The 18,193-nt window shown below is 65.3% G+C and carries 20 protein-coding genes; 11 read left to right on the top strand and 9 right to left on the bottom strand.

Translation table 11 applies throughout. The annotated features are described in order from the left end of the window. Window positions 1-30: 30 nt before the first annotated feature. The 3 genes from hemW to rph are packed head-to-tail and all read right to left on the bottom strand — an operon-like array spanning window position 31 to window position 2,535. Window positions 31-1,188, bottom strand: coding sequence for a radical SAM family heme chaperone HemW (gene hemW / locus XH92_RS00890; protein WP_194457557.1), 1,158 nt, complete (start codon window positions 1,186-1,188; stop codon window positions 31-33). After that, window positions 1,175-1,810, bottom strand: a complete 636-nt coding sequence (rdgB, locus tag XH92_RS00885; RefSeq protein ID WP_194457556.1) for an RdgB/HAM1 family non-canonical purine NTP pyrophosphatase — start codon at window positions 1,808-1,810, stop codon at window positions 1,175-1,177. The genes hemW and rdgB overlap by 14 nt, the downstream gene beginning before the upstream one ends. 11 nt (window positions 1,811-1,821) lie before the next feature. Further along, the gene (rph, locus tag XH92_RS00880; RefSeq protein ID WP_021078183.1) at window positions 1,822-2,535 is read right to left on the bottom strand and encodes a ribonuclease PH; all 714 of its coding nucleotides are present in this window, start codon (window positions 2,533-2,535) and stop codon (window positions 1,822-1,824) included. Window positions 2,536-2,731: 196 nt separating this feature from the next. On the opposite strand from rph, the gene hrcA reads away from it, so the two are divergent. Both hrcA and grpE read left to right on the top strand, forming a co-directional pair. Then, window positions 2,732-3,820, top strand: coding sequence for a heat-inducible transcriptional repressor HrcA (hrcA, locus tag XH92_RS00875; RefSeq protein WP_029081002.1), 1,089 nt, complete (start codon window positions 2,732-2,734; stop codon window positions 3,818-3,820). A gap of 163 nt (window positions 3,821-3,983) precedes the next feature. Beyond that, entirely contained in the window at window positions 3,984-4,589 is a 606-nt protein-coding gene (gene grpE / locus XH92_RS00870; protein ID WP_194457555.1) for a nucleotide exchange factor GrpE, read from the top strand. A gap of 45 nt (window positions 4,590-4,634) precedes the next feature. Here the strand turns inward: grpE and XH92_RS00865 are convergent, their stop codons facing one another. From XH92_RS00865 to XH92_RS00850, 4 genes are all read right to left on the bottom strand, one after another. Further along, a complete protein-coding gene (locus XH92_RS00865) occupies window positions 4,635-5,060 on the bottom strand; it encodes a VOC family protein (RefSeq protein ID WP_194457554.1) in 426 nt (141 codons plus the stop codon). 68 nt (window positions 5,061-5,128) lie between these two features. Next, window positions 5,129-5,983: an AraC family transcriptional regulator gene (locus XH92_RS00860; RefSeq protein WP_194457553.1), complete on the bottom strand. Its 855-nt coding sequence runs from the start codon at window positions 5,981-5,983 to the stop codon at window positions 5,129-5,131. A gap of 24 nt (window positions 5,984-6,007) precedes the next feature. After that, window positions 6,008-6,718, bottom strand: a complete 711-nt coding sequence (gene pncA, locus XH92_RS00855) for a bifunctional nicotinamidase/pyrazinamidase (protein ID WP_194457552.1) — start codon at window positions 6,716-6,718, stop codon at window positions 6,008-6,010. Between the two features lie 95 nt (window positions 6,719-6,813). Continuing rightward, window positions 6,814-7,749: a hypothetical protein gene (locus tag XH92_RS00850; RefSeq protein ID WP_194457551.1), complete on the bottom strand. Its 936-nt coding sequence runs from the start codon at window positions 7,747-7,749 to the stop codon at window positions 6,814-6,816. Between the two features lie 589 nt (window positions 7,750-8,338). Between XH92_RS00850 and dnaK the strand changes: the two genes are divergently transcribed. The 8 genes from dnaK to XH92_RS00810 all read left to right on the top strand — a co-directional run bounded on the left by dnaK (window position 8,339) and on the right by XH92_RS00810 (window position 15,668). Continuing rightward, window positions 8,339-10,240 carry a molecular chaperone DnaK gene (gene dnaK, locus XH92_RS00845; protein ID WP_194457550.1) on the top strand — a complete coding sequence of 634 codons (1,902 nt, stop codon included), beginning with the start codon at window positions 8,339-8,341 and terminating at the stop codon, window positions 10,238-10,240. 182 nt (window positions 10,241-10,422) lie between these two features. Beyond that, window positions 10,423-11,550 (top strand): molecular chaperone DnaJ, encoded by a 1,128-nt coding sequence (gene dnaJ, locus XH92_RS00840; RefSeq protein WP_194457549.1) that lies wholly within the window; start codon window positions 10,423-10,425, stop codon window positions 11,548-11,550. A gap of 100 nt (window positions 11,551-11,650) precedes the next feature. Then, complete coding sequence (locus XH92_RS00835) at window positions 11,651-12,253, top strand: class I SAM-dependent methyltransferase (protein WP_194457548.1); 603 nt, start codon at window positions 11,651-11,653, stop codon at window positions 12,251-12,253. A 48-nt stretch (window positions 12,254-12,301) separates the two neighbouring features. Continuing rightward, the gene (locus XH92_RS00830; RefSeq protein ID WP_194457547.1) at window positions 12,302-12,880 is read left to right on the top strand and encodes an NADPH-dependent FMN reductase; all 579 of its coding nucleotides are present in this window, start codon (window positions 12,302-12,304) and stop codon (window positions 12,878-12,880) included. Between the two features lie 6 nt (window positions 12,881-12,886). After that, the gene (gene pyrF, locus XH92_RS00825) at window positions 12,887-13,609 is read left to right on the top strand and encodes an orotidine-5'-phosphate decarboxylase (protein ID WP_194457546.1); all 723 of its coding nucleotides are present in this window, start codon (window positions 12,887-12,889) and stop codon (window positions 13,607-13,609) included. A gap of 23 nt (window positions 13,610-13,632) precedes the next feature. Continuing rightward, window positions 13,633-13,929 carry a DUF1330 domain-containing protein gene (locus XH92_RS00820; protein WP_194457545.1) on the top strand — a complete coding sequence of 99 codons (297 nt, stop codon included), beginning with the start codon at window positions 13,633-13,635 and terminating at the stop codon, window positions 13,927-13,929. Between the two features lie 157 nt (window positions 13,930-14,086). Next, window positions 14,087-14,899, top strand: a complete 813-nt coding sequence (gene dapB, locus XH92_RS00815; protein ID WP_194457544.1) for a 4-hydroxy-tetrahydrodipicolinate reductase — start codon at window positions 14,087-14,089, stop codon at window positions 14,897-14,899. Between the two features lie 145 nt (window positions 14,900-15,044). Beyond that, a complete protein-coding gene (locus tag XH92_RS00810) occupies window positions 15,045-15,668 on the top strand; it encodes a 2,3-bisphosphoglycerate-dependent phosphoglycerate mutase (protein WP_194457543.1) in 624 nt (207 codons plus the stop codon). 143 nt (window positions 15,669-15,811) lie between these two features. On the opposite strand, the gene XH92_RS00805 is transcribed toward XH92_RS00810, so the two are convergent. Together XH92_RS00805 and XH92_RS00800 are read right to left on the bottom strand one after the other, a co-directional pair. Further along, complete coding sequence (locus XH92_RS00805; RefSeq protein WP_194461048.1) at window positions 15,812-16,708, bottom strand: bifunctional helix-turn-helix domain-containing protein/methylated-DNA--[protein]-cysteine S-methyltransferase; 897 nt, start codon at window positions 16,706-16,708, stop codon at window positions 15,812-15,814. A gap of 57 nt (window positions 16,709-16,765) precedes the next feature. After that, a complete protein-coding gene (locus tag XH92_RS00800; protein WP_194457542.1) occupies window positions 16,766-17,338 on the bottom strand; it encodes a DUF2244 domain-containing protein in 573 nt (190 codons plus the stop codon). 22 nt (window positions 17,339-17,360) lie between these two features. Between XH92_RS00800 and nth the strand changes: the two genes are divergently transcribed. After that, window positions 17,361-18,146: an endonuclease III gene (nth, locus tag XH92_RS00795; protein WP_194457541.1), complete on the top strand. Its 786-nt coding sequence runs from the start codon at window positions 17,361-17,363 to the stop codon at window positions 18,144-18,146. Window positions 18,147-18,193: the final 47 nt, after the last annotated feature.

Here is an 18,193-nt window from a genome sequence, read left to right as displayed (position 1 = left end):
GGTGCCCACTTCGCTCGAAAACGCTCTGGTCTAGGCGGCGAGATCCGCGACGACCGCGTCGAGCACCGGGAATCCCGATTTCGTGACGCGCAGCCGACCGTCGGCGTCGACGGCGATCGCGCCTTCCTCGCGCAGCATCGCGATCCGGTGCGGGTCGAGCTTTCGGCCCGAGAGCTTCGCATAGCGCTTGGGGTCGATGCCTTCCGCGAGCCGCAGCCCCATCAAGAGAAATTCGTCGGCGCGCTCTTCGCTGTTGAGGCTGTCATCGGTGACGACGCCATGGCCGCGCTCCTCGACGTTCAACAGCCACGCCTCGGGGCGCCGCTCGGTCGCGGTCGCGTGCCTGACGCCATCGATGTCGAGCCGGCCGTGCGCGCCGGGGCCGATGCCGGCATATTCCTCACCGCGCCAATAGACGAGGTTGTGCTTGCACTCGGCACCGGTGCGGGCGTGGTTGGAGATCTCGTAGGCCGGCAGTCCCTCCCGAGCGCAGACCTCCTGCGTCACATCGTAGAGCGCGCGCGCGGTCGCTTCATCCGGGGTCTGCAATTTGCCGGCGGCATGCAGCCCGAAGAACGGCGTGCCTTCCTCGATCGTGAGCTGATAGAGCGACAGATGCTCGGCCGCTTCCGAGATCGCCTGCTTCAACTCGTCGGCCCACATCTGCGGCGTCTGGTCGGGCCGCGCGTAGATCAGGTCGAACGAGTAACGGTCGAATGCGCTTCGCGCGATCGCAACCGCGTCGAGCGCTTCGCGCGCGGTGTGCAGCCGGCCGAGTGCCTTGAGCGAGGCATCATCCAGCGCCTGCACGCCGAGCGAGACACGATTGACGCCGGCTGCGCGATAGCCGCGGAAGCGCGTCGCCTCGACGCTGGTCGGATTGGCCTCGAGCGTGACCTCGACGTCGCGCGAGACCTGCCAGTGCTTGCCGATCGCATCGAGCACGGCGCCGACGGTCTGCGGCTGCATCAGCGACGGCGTGCCGCCGCCGAGGAAGATCGAGGAGACCTCGCGTCCCGGCACCCGCGCGGCCGTGGTCTCGATCTCGCGGGCGAACGCGCGCACGAAGCGCGCCTCGTCGACCGGCGCGTGGCGCACGTGACTGTTGAAATCGCAATACGGGCATTTCGACAGGCAGAACGGCCAGTGCACGTAGACGCCGAAAGCTTCTCGTTCAGCGTGGCTCAAGGCAGATCTCCGCGAGCTTCACGAAGGCGCGGGCGCGATGCGACAGGCCGAGTCCGAGCGGCGGCAGGCCGTGCTTCTCGATGCTGCTCATCTCGCCAAAGGTCCGCGTGTAACCGTCGGGCAGGAACGCCGGATCATAGCCGAATCCGGCGGTGCCGCGCGGCGGCCAGACCAGGGTTCCGTCGGCCCGGGCCTCGACCTCTTCGAGGTGATCGTCCGGCCAGGCCACGCACAGTGCCGAGACGAAATGCGCCTTGCGCTGCGCCGGCGCGGTGGCGCCGCGCTCCTGCAGCAAGCGCTCGATCCGCGTCATCGCCGCCATGAAATCCTTGCCTTCGCCGGCCCAGCGCGCCGAGTAGATGCCGGGTGCGCCGTCGAGTGCATCCACCACGAGGCCGGAATCGTCGGCAAAGGCGGGCAGTCCGGCAGCCTTCGCCGCCGCGAGCGCCTTGATCGCCGCGTTGGTCCGAAAGGTCTTGCCGGTCTCCTCGGGCTCGGCGAGGCCGAGTTCGCCGGCCGACACCGCCTCGACGCCGTGCGGCGCCAGCAGTTCCCGCATCTCGGCAAGCTTGCCGGGATTATGGGTGGCGATGACGAGCCTTCCGGTGATTCGGCGGTGCATGACCAATCAGACTACGCCACCGCGATCTTTTGCAAGTCGACCAGACGCGCGACACCTTTGCGCGCCAGGGCCATCAGCGCCAGGAATTCGTCTTGCGAGAACGGCGTCTTCTCGGCGGTGCCCTGCACCTCGATGATGCGGCCGTCGCCGGTCATCACGAAATTGGCGTCGGTGTCGGCCTCGGAGTCCTCGGCATAGTCGAGGTCGAGCACCGGCGTGCCCTGGTAGATGCCGCAGGAGATCGCCGCCACGTTGTCGCGCAACACGTTGGTCTTCAGCATGTTGCGGGTCTTCATCCAGTTGATGCAGTCGGCCAGCGCCACCCAGGCACCGGTGATCGAGGCGGTGCGGGTGCCGCCATCGGCCTGGATGACGTCGCAATCGACCGTGATCTGGCGCTCGCCGAGCGCCTCGAGATCGACGGCCGCGCGCAGCGAGCGGCCGATCAGCCGCTGGATCTCGACGGTGCGGCCGCCCTGCTTGCCCGCGGAGGCCTCTCTGCGGGTGCGTTCCAGGGTGGCGCGCGGCAGCATGCCGTATTCGGCGGTGACCCAGCCGCGGCCCTGGCCCTTCAGCCATGGCGGCAACCGTTCTTCCAGCGTGGCGGTCACCAGCACGTGGGTGTCGCCGAACTTCACCATGCAGGAACCCTCGGCATATTTGACGACGCCGCGTTCCAGCGACACGGGACGCAGTTCATCGGGCGCACGGCGGCTTGGCCGCATGGAAATCCTCCAGAAATCCGAGAGATAGGGCTGGGCGTGCTTGTAGGAGGGGGAAGCGGCAGCGGCAAGGGTTTTGGCAAGGGTATTGGCGGGGGTTTTCGGCCCCTGGCAGGGTCCGGTGCCGGGGGCGCGAATGCATGCTTGTCACCGGCCTCCGGGAGCGACAAATTAGGTGGCAATTGTGAAGGACTGGAGTGTGACGCACCACGATCCGATAGGCCTGATCGCGCCGCATGCCGGGCTCGCCCAGCTCAACGAGCGTTCGCGCGACATTTTTCGCCAAATCGTCGAAAGCTATCTCGCGACCGGCGAGCCGGTGGGCTCGCGCAACATCTCGCGCCTGATCGCATTACCGCTGTCGCCCGCTTCGGTCCGCAATGTGATGTCGGATCTCGAGCAGCTCGGCCTGATCTATGCGCCGCACACCTCGGCCGGCCGGCTGCCGACGGAACTCGGCCTGCGCTTCTTCGTCGACGCCCTGATGCAGGTCGGCGACCTCACCGAGGCCGAGCGGCAATCGATCCAGACCCAGCTGGCTGCCGTCGGCCGTGCCCAATCGGTCGAGGCGGCGCTTGGCGAGGCGTTGACGCAATTGTCGGGGCTGACCCGTGCCGCGGCCGTGGTGCTGACGCAGAAGTCGAACGCGCGGCTCAAGCACATCGAATTCGTGCGGCTGGAGCCGGAGAAGGCGCTGGTCGTGCTGGTCGGTGAAGACGGCCAGGTCGAAAACCGGGTGCTGGCGTTGCCGCCGGGCGTGCCGTCCTCGGCCCTCACAGAGGCGACCAATTTCCTCAATGCGCGGATTCGTGGCCGGACGCTGGCCGAAGCCCGGCTCGAGCTCGAGACGGCATTGACGCAAAACCGCGCCGAGCTCGATCAGCTCACGCAAAAGGTCGTCGCGGCCGGCATCGCGAGCTGGTCCGGCGGCGCCAACGAGGACCGCCAGCTGATCGTGCGCGGTCACGCCAATCTGCTTGAGGATCTGCATGCGCTGGACGATCTCGAGCGGATCAAGTCGCTGTTCGACGATCTCGAGACCAAGCGCGGCGTGATCGATCTGCTCGGCCGTGCCGAGCGCGGCGAGGGCGTGCGGATCTTCATCGGCTCGGAGAACAAGCTGTTCTCGCTGTCGGGTTCCTCCACCATCATCGCGCCCTATGGCGACGCCCAGGGCCGGATCGTCGGCGTGCTCGGCGTGATCGGACCGACGCGGCTGAACTATGCACGGGTGATCCCGACCGTCGACTATGCCGCGCGCATCGTCAGCAAGATGCTGGGTGGCTGACCGGAGGCGATTTCGCTTTCATTTGACGGGTTTTCTTCACCCGAACCGGAGGTCCCTGTTCCCGAAACCGGCATGTTGCGCTTGATTTTCGCCGCTCAAGCACGATATGCCGGGCAGCAATCCCCAAGATTTGAACCGACGCGAGTTTTCGAGAAGGCAAGCCATGACCGATCCGAACCGGGCCAATGACAACACCGAGAATTCGGCGCCGACGGGTGAGCCCGTGGTCTCGAAGCCCTACATCATGCCTGACGATCCCGAGGTGGGATCGGCCGAGGCGCTGGCCAAGGAACTCGCCGAGGCGAAGGACCGCACGCTGCGCACGCTGGCCGAGATGGAGAACCTCCGTCAGCGCACCCGCCGCGAGGTTGCCGACGCCAAGACCTATGGCATCACCGGCTTCGCCCGCGACGTGCTCGATATCGCCGACAATCTGCAGCGCGCGCTCGACGCCGTGCCGGCCGAGACCAAGGAAGCCGCCGATCCCGGCCTGAAGGCGCTGATCGAAGGCGTCGAGCTGACCGAGCGCTCGCTGCTCAACGCGCTGGAGAAGAACGGCGTGAAGAAGTTCGATCCGATCGGCGAGAAGTTCGATCCGAACTTCCAGCAGGCGATGTTCGAGGTGCCGGACACCTCGGTGCCGTCGGGCACGGTGGTGCAGGTCGTGCAGGCCGGCTACATGATCGGCGAGCGCATTCTGCGTCCGGCGCTGGTCGGCGTCTCCAAGGGCGGCGCCAAGGCCGCCCCGAACGCCGATATCACGGTCTGATCCGTCAGGCTTTGACTGCGAAGGTGTGAGCGCGCTGTCGTGGCTTCACGGCAGCGGCTTCTCATGCGCCTTCGGCCAATAGGTGCCGAAGCTCCAGAGATTTCCCTCCGGATCGCGGCAGGCGAAATCGCGACTGCCATAATCGGTGTCACGCAGTTCCATTTCGATCTTTGCGCCCGCCGCTCTCGCCTTCGCATGCAGGGCGTCGGGATCGTCGACGGCGATGTAGATTGAATCGGTGCGGCGGCCGGTGAGATCGCCGACCAGCCCGCCATAGGCATCGTCGCGGCTCTGGCCCAGCATCAGCATCGAGGAACCGTAAGCGAGTTCGGCGTGATGGATCACGCCGCCGTCGCGGTAGACCACGTGCTCGGTGAATCCGATCACAGCTTTGAGCCAGCCGATCATCGCCTCGGCGTCCTTGCAGCGCAGGGTCGGGTAGATGCGGGGCGGTTCGATGTCGTGCGTCATGGCGGCTTACCTCCTTGGCTGATGGCGCCAATCTGCACGAGGCAATTCGGCTTCGGCTTGAAGGTTTGTTACCCGTCAGCCTGCAGGTCGCCGGAATGAGCCAGCCGGCCATCGGTCATTGCGAGCCGGCGCGCCCAGGCGGTCGGTGGCTCCCCGGCGAATTCGACGAATTCGCGGGCGAGGTGGGCCTGGTCGGCGTAGCCGCTCTCCGCGGCGATCGCGGCCCAGCCGCGTGCCGTGCCGGACTGCGCGAGCCGGCAGGCCTGATGAAAGCGCATCATGCGTGCGAGCGGCTTGGGTGCCAGTCCGAGCTCGGACCTGAACCGGTCGACCAGGTGCTTGCGGCTCCACCCGATCTCGGACGCGATCGCCGCAATCCGCGCGCCACCCCCCGACCGCGCCAATTGTCGATAGGCAAATGCGATCTCGTCCGACGGTTCGCGGCCAAGGCGGCGCAACACGAAATCCTCGAGCAGATCGAAGCGGTGCTGCCAGCACGGCTCGGCTCCGAGCTGATCGCGGAGCCGCCGCGCGTCGTGGCCCAGCACATCGCCAATATCGACCATGCGCCCGACGAGCTCGGTGATCGCACCTCCGAAGAAGCGATAGGCGCCGAGCGGCGTGAAATCCATTTGCACGGACTCGGCGCGGCCGTCGGACTCGATGTTGACGGGTCCGGCGTGCAGTCCCGCGGTGAAGCTGAGCTGAAGGTCGGACGGTCCGGGCTGGCGCGCCAGCGCGATCAGATAGGGCGAACCGAAGCTGACGATGAAGGGCACAATGAGCGGCGCGGTCTGGCGGTGGAAGAACCGGCCCGGGGCCGTCTCGCGATAGCCCGTGATCCCGACAATCAGGCCCGCCATCCGCGGCGATGGCGGACGCCAGGCGAAGTCGAATTCGGCGGGCGCCGCAGGCTCGGCCATGCGGATCTCCCGCGAGGCAGCGTCTTACCCGATATCCGACGACTGGATGCGCTTGACGCCGGCCTTGTCCATGTCGGCCCAGGCCTTGGCCAGCGATCCCTGCGTGTCGATGCCGCGGCAGGCGTCTTCCACGACATAGGTTTCGAAGCCGGCCTTGCGCGCATCGAGCGCGGTCCATGCCACGCAGAAATCGGTGGCGAGCCCGGCGACGAAAACCCGCTCGACGTTGCGCGCCTTCAGATAGGCGGCAAGCCCCGTGGTGGTCTTGCCGTCGGCTTCGGTGAAGGCGGAGTAGCTGTCGACGTCCTTGTGAAAACCCTTGCGGATGATCAGCTCGGCCTGCGGGATCGCGAGTTCCTTCGACAGCGCGGCGCCGTCGGTGCCCTGCACGCAGTGGTCCGGCCACAGCACCTGCTTGCCGTAGGCAAGGTCGATGGTCTCGAACGGCTTCTTGCCTTCATGGACCGAGGCAAACGAAACGTGCCCGGGCGTGTGCCAGTCCTGGGTCATCACCACATTGGCAAAGCTCTTGGCGATCTTGTTGATGACAGGCACCACCTGCTCGCCGTCCTTCACCGCGAGGCTGCCGCCGGGCAGGAAGCAGTTCTGCACGTCGATCACGAGCAGCGCGGAGCCGTCGTCGGGCTTGATCGCAGCCGCCCAGAGACTCTTGGGAATCAGGGTCGCAAGCGCCAACGTGCCGAGGCCTGCAACTATCTGTCGTCGATCCAACATCGCGCCCCTCCTCGCTTTGATACCGCGCGAGGAGGCTAGTTCCGTTCGGCGAACGACGAAAGCGGGATTTTTCCTATCGGGCTGCGGGCGGCCGATCAGCCGCGCGGCTGGATGCCATCGCGGACCGCGCGGAAGCGCGGGAAGGCGGTCTCCCAATCGGTGCGCGGCGAACTGCCGATGATCCGCACCGATGTCTGCGCGCCGAACCGCAGCCACTGCACGATGGTCACCGGGGTGTTGTCCTTGCCGCTGACGGCGTCGATCCGGGTCTCGAAGCCGGGCTGGCCGTCGATCCGGATCGGTTCGGACATGGTGATCCGTCCGTCGCGCACGCCGGGGATCGTGGTGGCGATCTGCTGGGCAAAGCGGCCGCGATCATCGGGCGTGGCCGGCGCCGAGCCGATGACGCCGAGCAGCATGAAGGGCTTGGTCTCAAGGCTCTTCTCGTCGCCGTCGGCCATCAGCAGCGCCGCGCCCGGCGCCAGCATGCGGATATTCTTGAAGCTGCCGATCTCGGTGACCTTGAACGGCATCATGCCGAGCTGCTCGTCGACCGGCACCTCCTTGCGGATTTCGGCGGAGGCGAACATCTGCCGGACGGCGTCGTCGGTGTAGATCTTGCTCGCGTTCTCCGGCACCTGGACCGCGACATAGCCGGAGAAGGTCGGCCCCGGCAGGATCATGGAATAGCGCCGCACATTGCTGGCGCCGTCGCGGGCGCTCTCCACGGTGTAGTAGGCGAGGCCGGCCGGCGTCTCGAGGCTCTCGGGCTTGATGTTTCCGGTGCCGGCGGGGTTGGTCTTGAAGGCGGTCACGACCTCGTTGTAGGCGTCCGCCGGCAGGTCGGCGATCAGGACCTTGACGCCCTGATCCTCGGTCTCGAAGCCGATGAACGATTTGGCGCGGACGAGGCCCACCAGCGGTTTCATCCCGACATGCGCGCCCGGCGGAAACACCACGTCGGCGGCAAAGCCACGACAGGTGGCGGCAATCAGCAAGGCAACCGCAACGAGAACTCGAAAAGACGTCATGGGGGATCTACCGGTTTTGCTTGGTGGCCGCGCAACGGGGCCGGTGCAGGGCTGGATGGCCTCTTTCAGTCGGACCGCTTTTAGCGGTTTTGATGGCCCTGCAACAGGCCGCCAAATCTCCGCTTCCGGCCCGCAGGCTCGATTCCATGGGCTTTTCGCCTTGATTGGCAGGTACTTTCCAGTTTCCTGGCATGTCCCAGAGCACGCTCACCTGAGGCCGCCAGCGGCCAAACAGCGCGCCCCCGACCCGTGCGCCGCTCTCGCATACGACGTTTGTGAGCGTTCACTCAACAGCGCTGACGTCGCGCTGCGGAGGTTTGCGGTCGACCGCGGGCGGCATCATTGCCGATTTGTTAACTTGGCTCGGGCTCGCCGGGGGCTTGAACCGGCCCCGCGGCCGGGCTGACACAATCTTTCAAACGTCAGTCTTTTCAGGCCTCAACGTTGCGGCCAGTCCTTGCGGGCAGGACCCTCTCTCCTATATCAGGCTCACCGTCGCAATATCGCGAGTATGTGAACGTCTGGGGGTTCGGTACGGAGCGCCGTCAGGGCCCAACCAACCTGCCGTAGCAAAGAGGATATCAAAACCATGGGTAAGGTCATTGGGATCGACCTCGGCACCACGAATTCGTGCGTCGCCGTAATGGATGGCAAGAACGCCAAGGTGATCGAGAATGCCGAGGGCATGCGAACGACGCCGTCGATCGTTGCTTTCACTGACGATGGCGAGCGCCTCGTCGGCCAGCCGGCGAAGCGCCAGGCGGTGACCAATCCCGAGCGTACGTTCTTTGCGGTGAAGCGCCTCATTGGCCGCCGCTACGACGACCCGATGGTCGAGAAGGACAAGAAGCTCGTTCCCTACAAGATCGTCAAAGCATCGAACGGCGATGCCTGGGTCGAAGCCGACGGCAAGACCTATTCGCCCTCGCAGGTCTCGGCCTTCATCCTGCAGAAGATGAAGGAGACCGCTGAGGCGCATCTCGGCCAGAAGGTCGAGCAGGCGGTCATCACGGTTCCTGCCTATTTCAACGACGCGCAGCGTCAGGCCACCAAGGACGCCGGCAAGATCGCCGGTCTCGAAGTGCTGCGCATCATCAACGAGCCGACGGCTGCCGCGCTCGCCTACGGTCTCGACAAGTCGAAGTCCGGCACGATCGCCGTGTACGACCTCGGCGGCGGCACCTTCGACGTCTCGATCCTCGAGATCGGCGACGGCGTGTTCGAGGTGAAGTCGACCAACGGCGACACCTTCCTCGGCGGTGAAGATTTCGACATGCGCCTGGTCGGCTATCTCGCCGACGAGTTCCAGAAGGAGCAGGGCATCAACCTGCGCAACGACAAGCTTGCTTTGCAGCGCCTGAAGGAAGCCGCTGAGAAGGCCAAGATCGAGCTGTCGTCGACCACGCAGACCGAAATCAACCTGCCGTTCATCACGGCGGACCAGACCGGTCCGAAGCATCTGACGATGAAGCTGACCCGTGCCAAGTTCGAGGCGCTGGTGGCCGACCTCGTCGAGAAGACCATCGAGCCGTGCCGCAAGGCGCTGAAGGATGCCGGCCTGACCGCCGGTGAGATCGGCGAAGTGGTGCTGGTCGGCGGCATGACCCGCATGCCGAAGATCCAGGAAGTCGTGAAGCAGTTCTTCGGCAAGGAGCCGCACAAGGGCGTCAATCCCGACGAAGTCGTCGCGATCGGTGCTGCGATCCAGGCCGGCGTGCTGCAGGGCGATGTCAAGGACGTGCTGCTGCTCGACGTGACCCCGCTGTCGCTGGGCATCGAGACGCTGGGCGGCGTGTTCACCCGCATCATCGACCGCAACACCACGATCCCGACCAAGAAGAGCCAGGTGTTCTCGACGGCCGAAGACAATCAGGGCGCCGTCACCATCCGCGTCTTCCAGGGCGAGCGTGAAATGGCGGCCGACAACAAGATGCTCGGCCAGTTCGACCTGATGGGCATTCCGCCGGCTCCGCGCGGCATGCCGCAGATCGAGGTGACCTTCGACATCGACGCCAACGGCATCGTCAACGTCTCGGCCAAGGACAAGGCGACCGGCAAGGAACAGCAGATCCGGATCCAGGCATCCGGCGGTCTGTCCGAGGCCGACATCGACAAGATGGTCAAGGACGCCGAGGCCAATGCGGCCGAGGACAAGAAGCGCCGCGAGGCGGTCGACGCCAAGAACCATGCCGACGGCCTGGTTCATTCGACCGAGAAGGCCCTGGCCGAGCACGGCTCGAAGATCCCGGACACCGACCGTCGCGCGATCGAAGACGCCGTCAGCGACCTCAAGGAAGCGCTGAAGGGCGACGACGCCGAGGCCATCAAGGCCAAGACCAACACGCTGGCGCAGGCTTCGATGAAGCTCGGCGAGGCCATGTACAAGCAGCAGGCCGAGGCCGATGCGGCCAAGGACGCTGCGAAGGACGACGTTGTCGACGCGGAGTTCACCGAGGTCGACGACGACAAGAACAACAAGAAGTCTGCCTAAGCGGGTTTGCGATCATGACCCTCACACCAAAGAGCACGCGACGCGTCTCGGAGGAGTGGGGGTCATTTTTCTTTAAGGCGATCGCTGCATCTTCCAGACAGGCGCAATCCTTGACGCAATCCTCAGCGCAGTCTCTGGCGCAATCTTTGGCGATCGCGATGAACTTCGGACGGAATTGAAGGATGTCCACCAAGCGCTGCTATTACGAGACCCTCGAGGTCGAGCGGAACGCGGACGAGACCAAGCTGAAATCGGCTTTCCGCAAGCTCGCAATGAAATGGCATCCGGACAAGAATCCGGGCGACGCCAGCAGCGAGGTCCGGTTCAAGGAAATCAACGAAGCCTATGAGGTATTGAAGGACGGCGACAAGCGCGCCGCCTACGACCGCTTCGGCCATGCCGCTTTCGAGCAGGGCATGGGCGGCGGCGGTCCCGGCTTCGGCGCCGGCTTCGCCTCGTCCTTCTCCGACATCTTCGAGGATCTGTTCGGCATGGCCGGGCAGCGCCGCGGCGGTGGCCGCGAACGCGGTGCCGACCTGCGCTACAACATGGAGATCACGCTCGAGGAGGCCTTCCAGGGCAAGACCGCGCAGATCGAGATTCCGGTCTCGGTGACCTGCGAATCCTGCTCCGGCACCGGCGCCAAGGCCGGCACCAAGCCGAAGACCTGCTCGCATTGCGGCGGCGCCGGCCGTATCCGGCAGGCCCAGGGCTTCTTCACGCTGGAGCGGACCTGCCCCGGCTGTCAGGGCCGCGGCCAGATGATCGAGGACGCCTGCACCTCCTGCGCCGGTTCCGGCCGGGTGACGCGCGAGCGCACGCTATCGGTCAACATTCCTCCGGGAGTCGAGGACGGCACCCGTATTCGTCTCGCCGGCGAAGGCGAGGCCGGTGTTCGCGGTGGCCCGCCCGGCGACCTCTACATCTTCCTGTCGCTGACCACCCACCAGTTCTTCCAGCGCGACGGCGCCGACCTGCACTGCCGCGTGCCGATCTCGATGGTGACCGCAGCCCTCGGCGGCGAGTTCGAGGTGCCGACCATCGACAAGGGCAAGACCAAGGTGAAGGTGCCGGCCGGGACCCAGTCCAGCCGCCGATTCCGCATCGCATCAAAGGGTATGCCGGTGCTCCGCTCGCGCCAGACCGGCGACATGTATGTCCAGGTCGTGGTCGAAACGCCGCAGAATCTGACCAAGAAGCAGCAAGAATTGCTGATGGAGTTCGAAAAACTCTCGTCCGGCGCAACACAACCGGAGGCAGCGGGTTTCTTCTCTAAGGTCAAGGACTTCTTCGGAAGCCGCTCCGTCTAGCCGCAGTCGTTATGCTTGACCGTAACGACTTCGATCTATACGTGTTTATGACCGTTTTCTGACAACCGCTCGATTGTGCGCGGTCCCGCCTGGTAGCGACATGCCTCTGCAATCGTCCGTGCGTGCGTCGAAGAAGCCCCTCCGTCTCGACGACGAGGTTCGTTTCCTCCGTTCATGGATCGAGAAGCCGCTGCATATGGGCGCGGTGATGCCGTCCGGACGGCTGCTTGCGCGCACCATGGCGCAATATGTCGATCCTGAAGCCGACGGGCCGGTTGTCGAACTTGGACCCGGCACCGGGCCGATCACCAATGCGCTGATCGAGCACGGTGTCGATCAAAAGCGTCTCGTCCTGGTCGAATACAATCCCGGCTTCTGTGCCTTGCTGCGCGAACGCTATCCGCAAGCCAAGGTGGTCCAGGGCGACGCCTACCGGCTTCGCGATACGCTGTGGGACGTCCTGAAGACGCCGGCCTCCGCCGTGGTCTCCGGCCTGCCGCTGGTCACCAAGCCGATGCTGACCCGCCTGAAGCTGGTCCGCGACGCCTTCCTGGCACTCGCGCCCGGTGCGCCGTTCGTCCAGTTCACCTATTCGGTGGCGCCTCCGATTCCAAAGTCGCTGCCCGGCGTGTCCACAGAGGCCTCCGAGCGGATCTGGATGAACCTTCCGCCCGCGCGGGTCTGGGTGTATCGCAAGGGCTGAGCTTCCAGCGCCGTCGCGCTGGGTGCGACCTGTACCTGCGATTTCAAAATGTCCGCGCTGAAAATCCTCGTGATCCCGGGATCGCTTCGATCGGGCTCGCTCAATGCGAAGCTCGCCGCCGTGCTGGCGCATGAGCTCGCGCAGCTCGGGGCCGACGTCACCCGGATCTCGCTCGGCGATTTCCCGCTGCCGATCTATGACGGCGACCTGCAGGCCAAATCAGGCGTGCCGCAGCACGCCGTCAATCTGAAGCGGATGATCGGCGCCCATCATGGCGTGCTGTTCGTGACGCCGGAATACAACTCCTCGGTGCCGGCGCTGGTGAAGAACACGATCGACTGGGTCAGCCGCGTGCAGGATCAGCACGAGGCCCGCGGCCAGGTGTTCCACGGCCGCGCCTTTGCGATCGCAGCGGCGTCCGGCAACCGGCTCGGCGGTACCCGCGCGCTGGCGGCGCTGCGCCTGATCCTGACCGCGTGCCATGCCGCCGTGATCCCGAACCAGCTCGCGCTGTCATTCGCCGAGCAGGCCTATGACGATATGGATCGTCTGAAGCACCAGGCCGACATCGACACGATGCGGGCGCTGGTGCGCCAGCTGATCGACCATTCCCAACGCATGATGTGAGGTGACATGCAGCCAGCCAAGACCGCTCCAGGGATCGCTCCAAGAGACCGGTTGATTGTGGCGCTCGATTTGCCGTCGGTCGCAAGCGCCGAGGCGATGATCGACAGGCTTGGCGACGCCGTCACCTTCTACAAGATCGGCTATCAGCTCGGTTATGCCGGCGGCCTTGTCCTGGCGAAGCAGCTCGCAGGCAGCGGCAAGAAGGTCTTTCTCGATCTCAAGCTGCACGACATCGGCAACACCGTCGCGCGCGGCGTCGAAAGCGTCGCCGCTCTCGGCGCGACCTTTCTCACCGTGCACGCCTATCCGCAGACCATGAAGGCAGCGGCCGAGGCGCGCGCGGGTTCGGCCCTGAAGATCCTCGCGGTGACGGTGCTGACCTCCTACGACGACAGCGACCTGCACGCGGCGGGCTATCGCCTCAACGTCTCCGATCTCGTCGAAGCACGGGCCAGGCAGGCGCAGGCGCTCGGTGTCGACGGCCTCGTCAGCTCGCCCGAGGAAGCTGCCGCCCTGCGCAAGATCGTCGGCGATCGGATGAACCTCGTGACACCGGGCATCCGTCCCGCGGGCTCGGCGACCGGCGACCAGAAACGCATCATGACGCCGGCCCGCGCCATTGCCGCCGGCGCCGACTATCTGGTGGTCGGCCGTCCGGTGATGGAAGCCGCCGATCCGAAGGCCGCCGCCGAAGCCATTCACACCGAGATCGCCCAGGCACTCGCCTGAACTAACAACAAGGGAGAACAGAGATGGCGAAGGGATACTGGATCGGACGCGTCGACGTTCACAATGAGGAGGGCTACAAGCCCTACATGGCGGCCAACCCGGCGATCTTCCAGAAGTTCGGCGGCAAGTTCATCGTGCGCGGCGGCAAGTTCACCGGCGTGGAGGGTCAGAGCCGCTCGCGCAACGTCGTGATCGAATTCCCGGACTACGCCACCGCGCTCGCCTGCTACAATTCGCCGGAATACCAGGCCAACATCAAGGTGCGGCAGCCGCACTCGATCGCCGATCTCATCATCATCGAGGGGCACGACAGCCCGTAGGTCCGGACACCGGGCCGTCGGTTCGGCCGGCCGGAACAGCCGCCGATGATCGCCGTTTAAGCATGATCCCCGCGCAAGCGCGTTCCGCGTTTGTCGCGAGGGAAAACCGGTTTCCCCTTTGCCGGATCATGCTTTATACGGCGGTGAGAGGTGAGCCATGGCTGACATGCGTTTGATCGTTGCGGGAGCCGGCGGCCGAATGGGCCGCACGCTGACGCGGGTGATTTCCGAAACCCCGGGGGCGGTGCTGGTCGGCGCGCTGGAAGCGCCGGGCTCGGAGCTGCTCGGCAAGGACGCCGGCGTGCTCGCCGGCCTTCCTGCCAACGACGTCAAGCTGTCGGCCGATCTGTGGTCGATGTCGGCGAACGCCGACGGCATCCTGGATTTCACCGTGCCGGCCGCGACCATCGCCAATGTCGCGATCGCGGCCGAGCGCGGCCTGGTTCACGTCATCGGTACCACCGGCCTGTCGCAGTCCGACGATGCGGTGATCCGCAGCGTCACCGACCGTGCCATAGTGGTGAAGTCGGGCAATATGAGCCTCGGCGTCAATCTGCTCGCGGCGCTGGTCAAGCGCGTCGCGCAGTCGCTCGACCAGAGCTTCGACATCGAAATCCTCGAGATGCATCACAAGTCCAAGATCGATGCGCCGTCGGGCACCGCCTTGATGCTCGGCGAAGCCGCCGCCGCGGGACGCAAGATCGCGCTCGATCAGCATTCGGCGCGCGGCCGCGACGGCCTGACCGGCGCGCGTCGCGCCGGCGACATCGGCTTTGCCTCGCTGCGCGGCGGCACCGCGGCCGGCGATCACAGCGTGATCTTTGCCGGCCCCTCCGAGCGCATCACGCTGTCGCATCATGCCGAGGACCGCGCGCTGTTCGCGCAGGGCGCGCTGAAGGCGGCGCTGTGGGCGCACGGCAAGAAGCCCGGCATGTATTCGATGACCGACGTTCTCGGGTTGAGTGACTAGAGCATGATCCGGAAAAGTGTGAAGCGGTTTTCCGAAACGATCATGCTCAAACGAGAAGCCAAAGCGCGATGTTGACTCAACCAGATATCATCGTGCTTTGCCGCTCGACGAGATCAAATCCAGCCAAGCGAAAACGGAATCTGAAATGAGTGATCGTCTTCTTGTGCTCGTTCGTCATGGTCAGAGCGAATGGAATCTGAAGAACCTGTTCACCGGGTGGAAGGATCCTGACCTCACCGAGCAGGGCATCGCCGAGGCCAACGACGCCGGCCGCAAGCTGAAGGCGCAGGGCCTGTCGTTCGACGTTGCCTTCACGTCCGATTTGACCCGCGCGCAGCATACGCTGAAGCTGATGCTGGAGCAGATCGGTCAGACCGGACTGCCAACCACGAAGAATCTGGCGCTCAACGAGCGCGACTACGGCGATCTCTCGGGCCTCAACAAGGACGACGCTCGCAAGAAGTGGGGCGAGGACCAGGTCCTGATCTGGCGCCGCTCCTACGACGTGCCGCCGCCCGGCGGCGAGAGCTTGAAGGATACGCTGGCGCGCACGTTGCCCTATTATGTGCAGGAGATCCTGCCCGGCGTCTTGCGCGGCCAGCGCACGCTGATTGCCGCCCACGGCAATTCGCTGCGCGCGCTGATCATGGTGCTGGAGAAGCTCTCGCCGGAGCAGATCCTCAAGCGCGAACTCGCGACCGGTGCCCCCGTGGTCTATCGGCTCAACGCCGATTCCACCGTGGCGTCGAAGGTCGATCTGGCGGGGTAAGCGAAGCGGTCGATAGTCGACCCGTCATCCTGAGGTGCGAGCGCTTGCGAGCCTCGAAGGATGCACGGCCACCAGCCGGGCCATCGACCCTTCGAGGCTCGCTCCGCTCGCACCTCAGGGTGACGGTGAAAGAGCGCGTCGGTTTAGTGCAAGCCCACCTGCCCGGCTTCCCAGCCCAGCATCGCCTGCTTGCGGGTGATGCCCCAGTGGTAGCCGGTCAGCGCGCCGCTCTTGCCGAGTGCGCGGTGGCAGGGGACGACGAACGACACCGGATTGCGGCCGACCGCGGCGCCGACGGCGCGCGAGGCCTTCGGGCTGTTGATCTTGCAGGCGATGTCGGAATAGCTCACCGCGCGGCCCATCGGGACCTTGAGCAGCGTTTCCCACACCCGCACCTCGAAGTCGGTGCCGATCAGGACGACGCGCAGCGGCTGGTCCGCCCGCCACAGCCTTGTATCGAACACCCGTTGCGCCAATGCGGTGGTGCCGCCGGTATCCTCGACATAGGTCGCGTTCGGCCAGCGCCGCTTCATGTCGGCAAATGCCGTCTGCTCGTCGCCGGGGTCGGCGAAGGCAAGCCCCGCGAGCCCGCGGTCCGTTGCGATCACGATCGCGGTGCCGAACGGCGAGGGATGGAAGCCGTAGCGCAGCGTCATGCCGCCGCCGCCGGTCTTCCATTCGCCCGGCGACATCGCCTCATGCGTGACGAACAAATCGTGCAGCCGTCCCGGGCCTGAAAGACCAGAGTCGAGTGCGGCATCGAGCACGCTGGCGGAATCGCGCAGCAGGTTCTTGGCGTGATCGAGCGTCAGCGCCTGCATGAAGGCCTTCGGCGTCAGCCCGGCCCAGCGGCGGAACAGATGGTGCAGTTCATCCGGCGTGACGGCGGCGGCATCGGCCATCGCTTCGATGGTCGGCTGCGCGCGCCAGTGCTCCGAGATGAACGCGATGGCACGCCGCACCGAATCATAGTCGCGCAGCGCGGCGCTCTGGAGGCCCGGCTTGGCCAGGCGCTGGTCATGTATGGCGAGTGTCATCATGGTGTCTGATTTAGGAGCCATGGCGCGTCCAAACCACCCGATTTCTGACAAGCTGGCCTAGTGAACGGGATTGTAAGTCGGACCGCGTTTCGCGGCGTTCAAGGCGGCCGTCAAGGCCTTGGAAAAGCTTGCCTTTTCGTCCGGGCCGAGGAAGCTGCCGACGCTGACGCGGCGGCCCCGCGACACCAGATAAAGCCGCTCGATGCCGAACTCCTCATGCGAGATCTGCTCGAACCGCACCCACAGCGGATTGAGCACCCATTCGGCCACATGGCCGCGGTGGCTGATCCGGCGCACCCGCAGTTCCGACGGCGTGACGGTGATCTCTTCGCTCGCCCTGGCGGTACGGAAATTGACCTTGAACGCCCAATAGATCACCAGCGCGTCGAGACCGAAGAAGCCGAAGATCGGCCAGGCGCCGAGCCACCAGAACACCGCGCCGGCGACGAAGCTGACCACCGCGACGAACGACATCAGCACGATGAAGCCGGTGCGGTTGAGCGAGCGGTGCGGTGTGAGCAGCGCCGAGAACAGCTTCGGCTCAGCCTCGGGCGCATCGACGTCGAGGTCATTGGCCCCGAGGTCTTTCTTGGGGTCTTGGCCCGGATCAAAGTCGTTGCCTGCGGTCATGACGTATCAGTATATCCCGTTCATGGCCAAAATCATCCGCTCTCAACGCGCCAGCACCTCAAGCGTTCGGTCCGCGCCGAAGAAGAAAGCTGCGAAAGCGGCAACGCCGCTGTCCAAACGCGCGGCAAGGAAGCCGACGACCAAGGTCGTCAAGAAAACCGCAAAGCCAAAACCATGGACGGCGGAGGAGGTCTACGAGGCCTTCGACCGGTTCCGCAAAGCCAATCCCGAGCCGAAGGGCGAGCTCGAGCATCTCAACCCCTACACGCTGCTGGTCGCGGTGGTGCTGTCGGCGCAGGCAACCGACGCCGGCGTCAACAAGGCGACGCGGGCGCTGTTCGCGGTCGCCGACGCGCCGGAGAAGATGCTTGAGCTCGGCGAAGACAGAGTGCGCGACTACATCAAGACCATCGGGCTCTATCGCAACAAGGCCAGGAACGTCATCGCGCTGTCCGAGAAGCTGATCGCCGAATTCGGCGGCGAGGTGCCGCGCACCCGTGCCGAGATCGAGTCATTGCCCGGTGCCGGCCGCAAGACCGCGAATGTCGTGCTCAACATGGCGTTCGGCGAACACACGATGGCGGTCGACACCCACGTGTTTCGCGTCGGCAACCGCACCGGCCTCGCGCCCGGCAAGACGCCGCTCGAGGTCGAGCTGGGACTGGAGAAGGTGATCCCGACCGAATTCATGCTGCACGCCCATCATTGGCTCATCCTGCACGGCCGCTATACCTGCCTCGCCCGCGGTCCGCGTTGCGATGTCTGTCTGATCAATGATCTTTGCCGGTGGCCGGAGAAGACCGTCTAAGCCATGATCGTCATCATGTGTTATTAGGCTCGTCCGGCGTTCCGGTG

It is taken from the genome of Bradyrhizobium sp. CCBAU 53421, assembly GCF_015291625.1.
Lineage (GTDB): Bacteria > Pseudomonadota > Alphaproteobacteria > Rhizobiales > Xanthobacteraceae > Bradyrhizobium.
The sequence above is the reverse complement of the archived record's forward strand: the minus strand, read 5'-3'. Positions and strand labels throughout refer to the sequence as shown.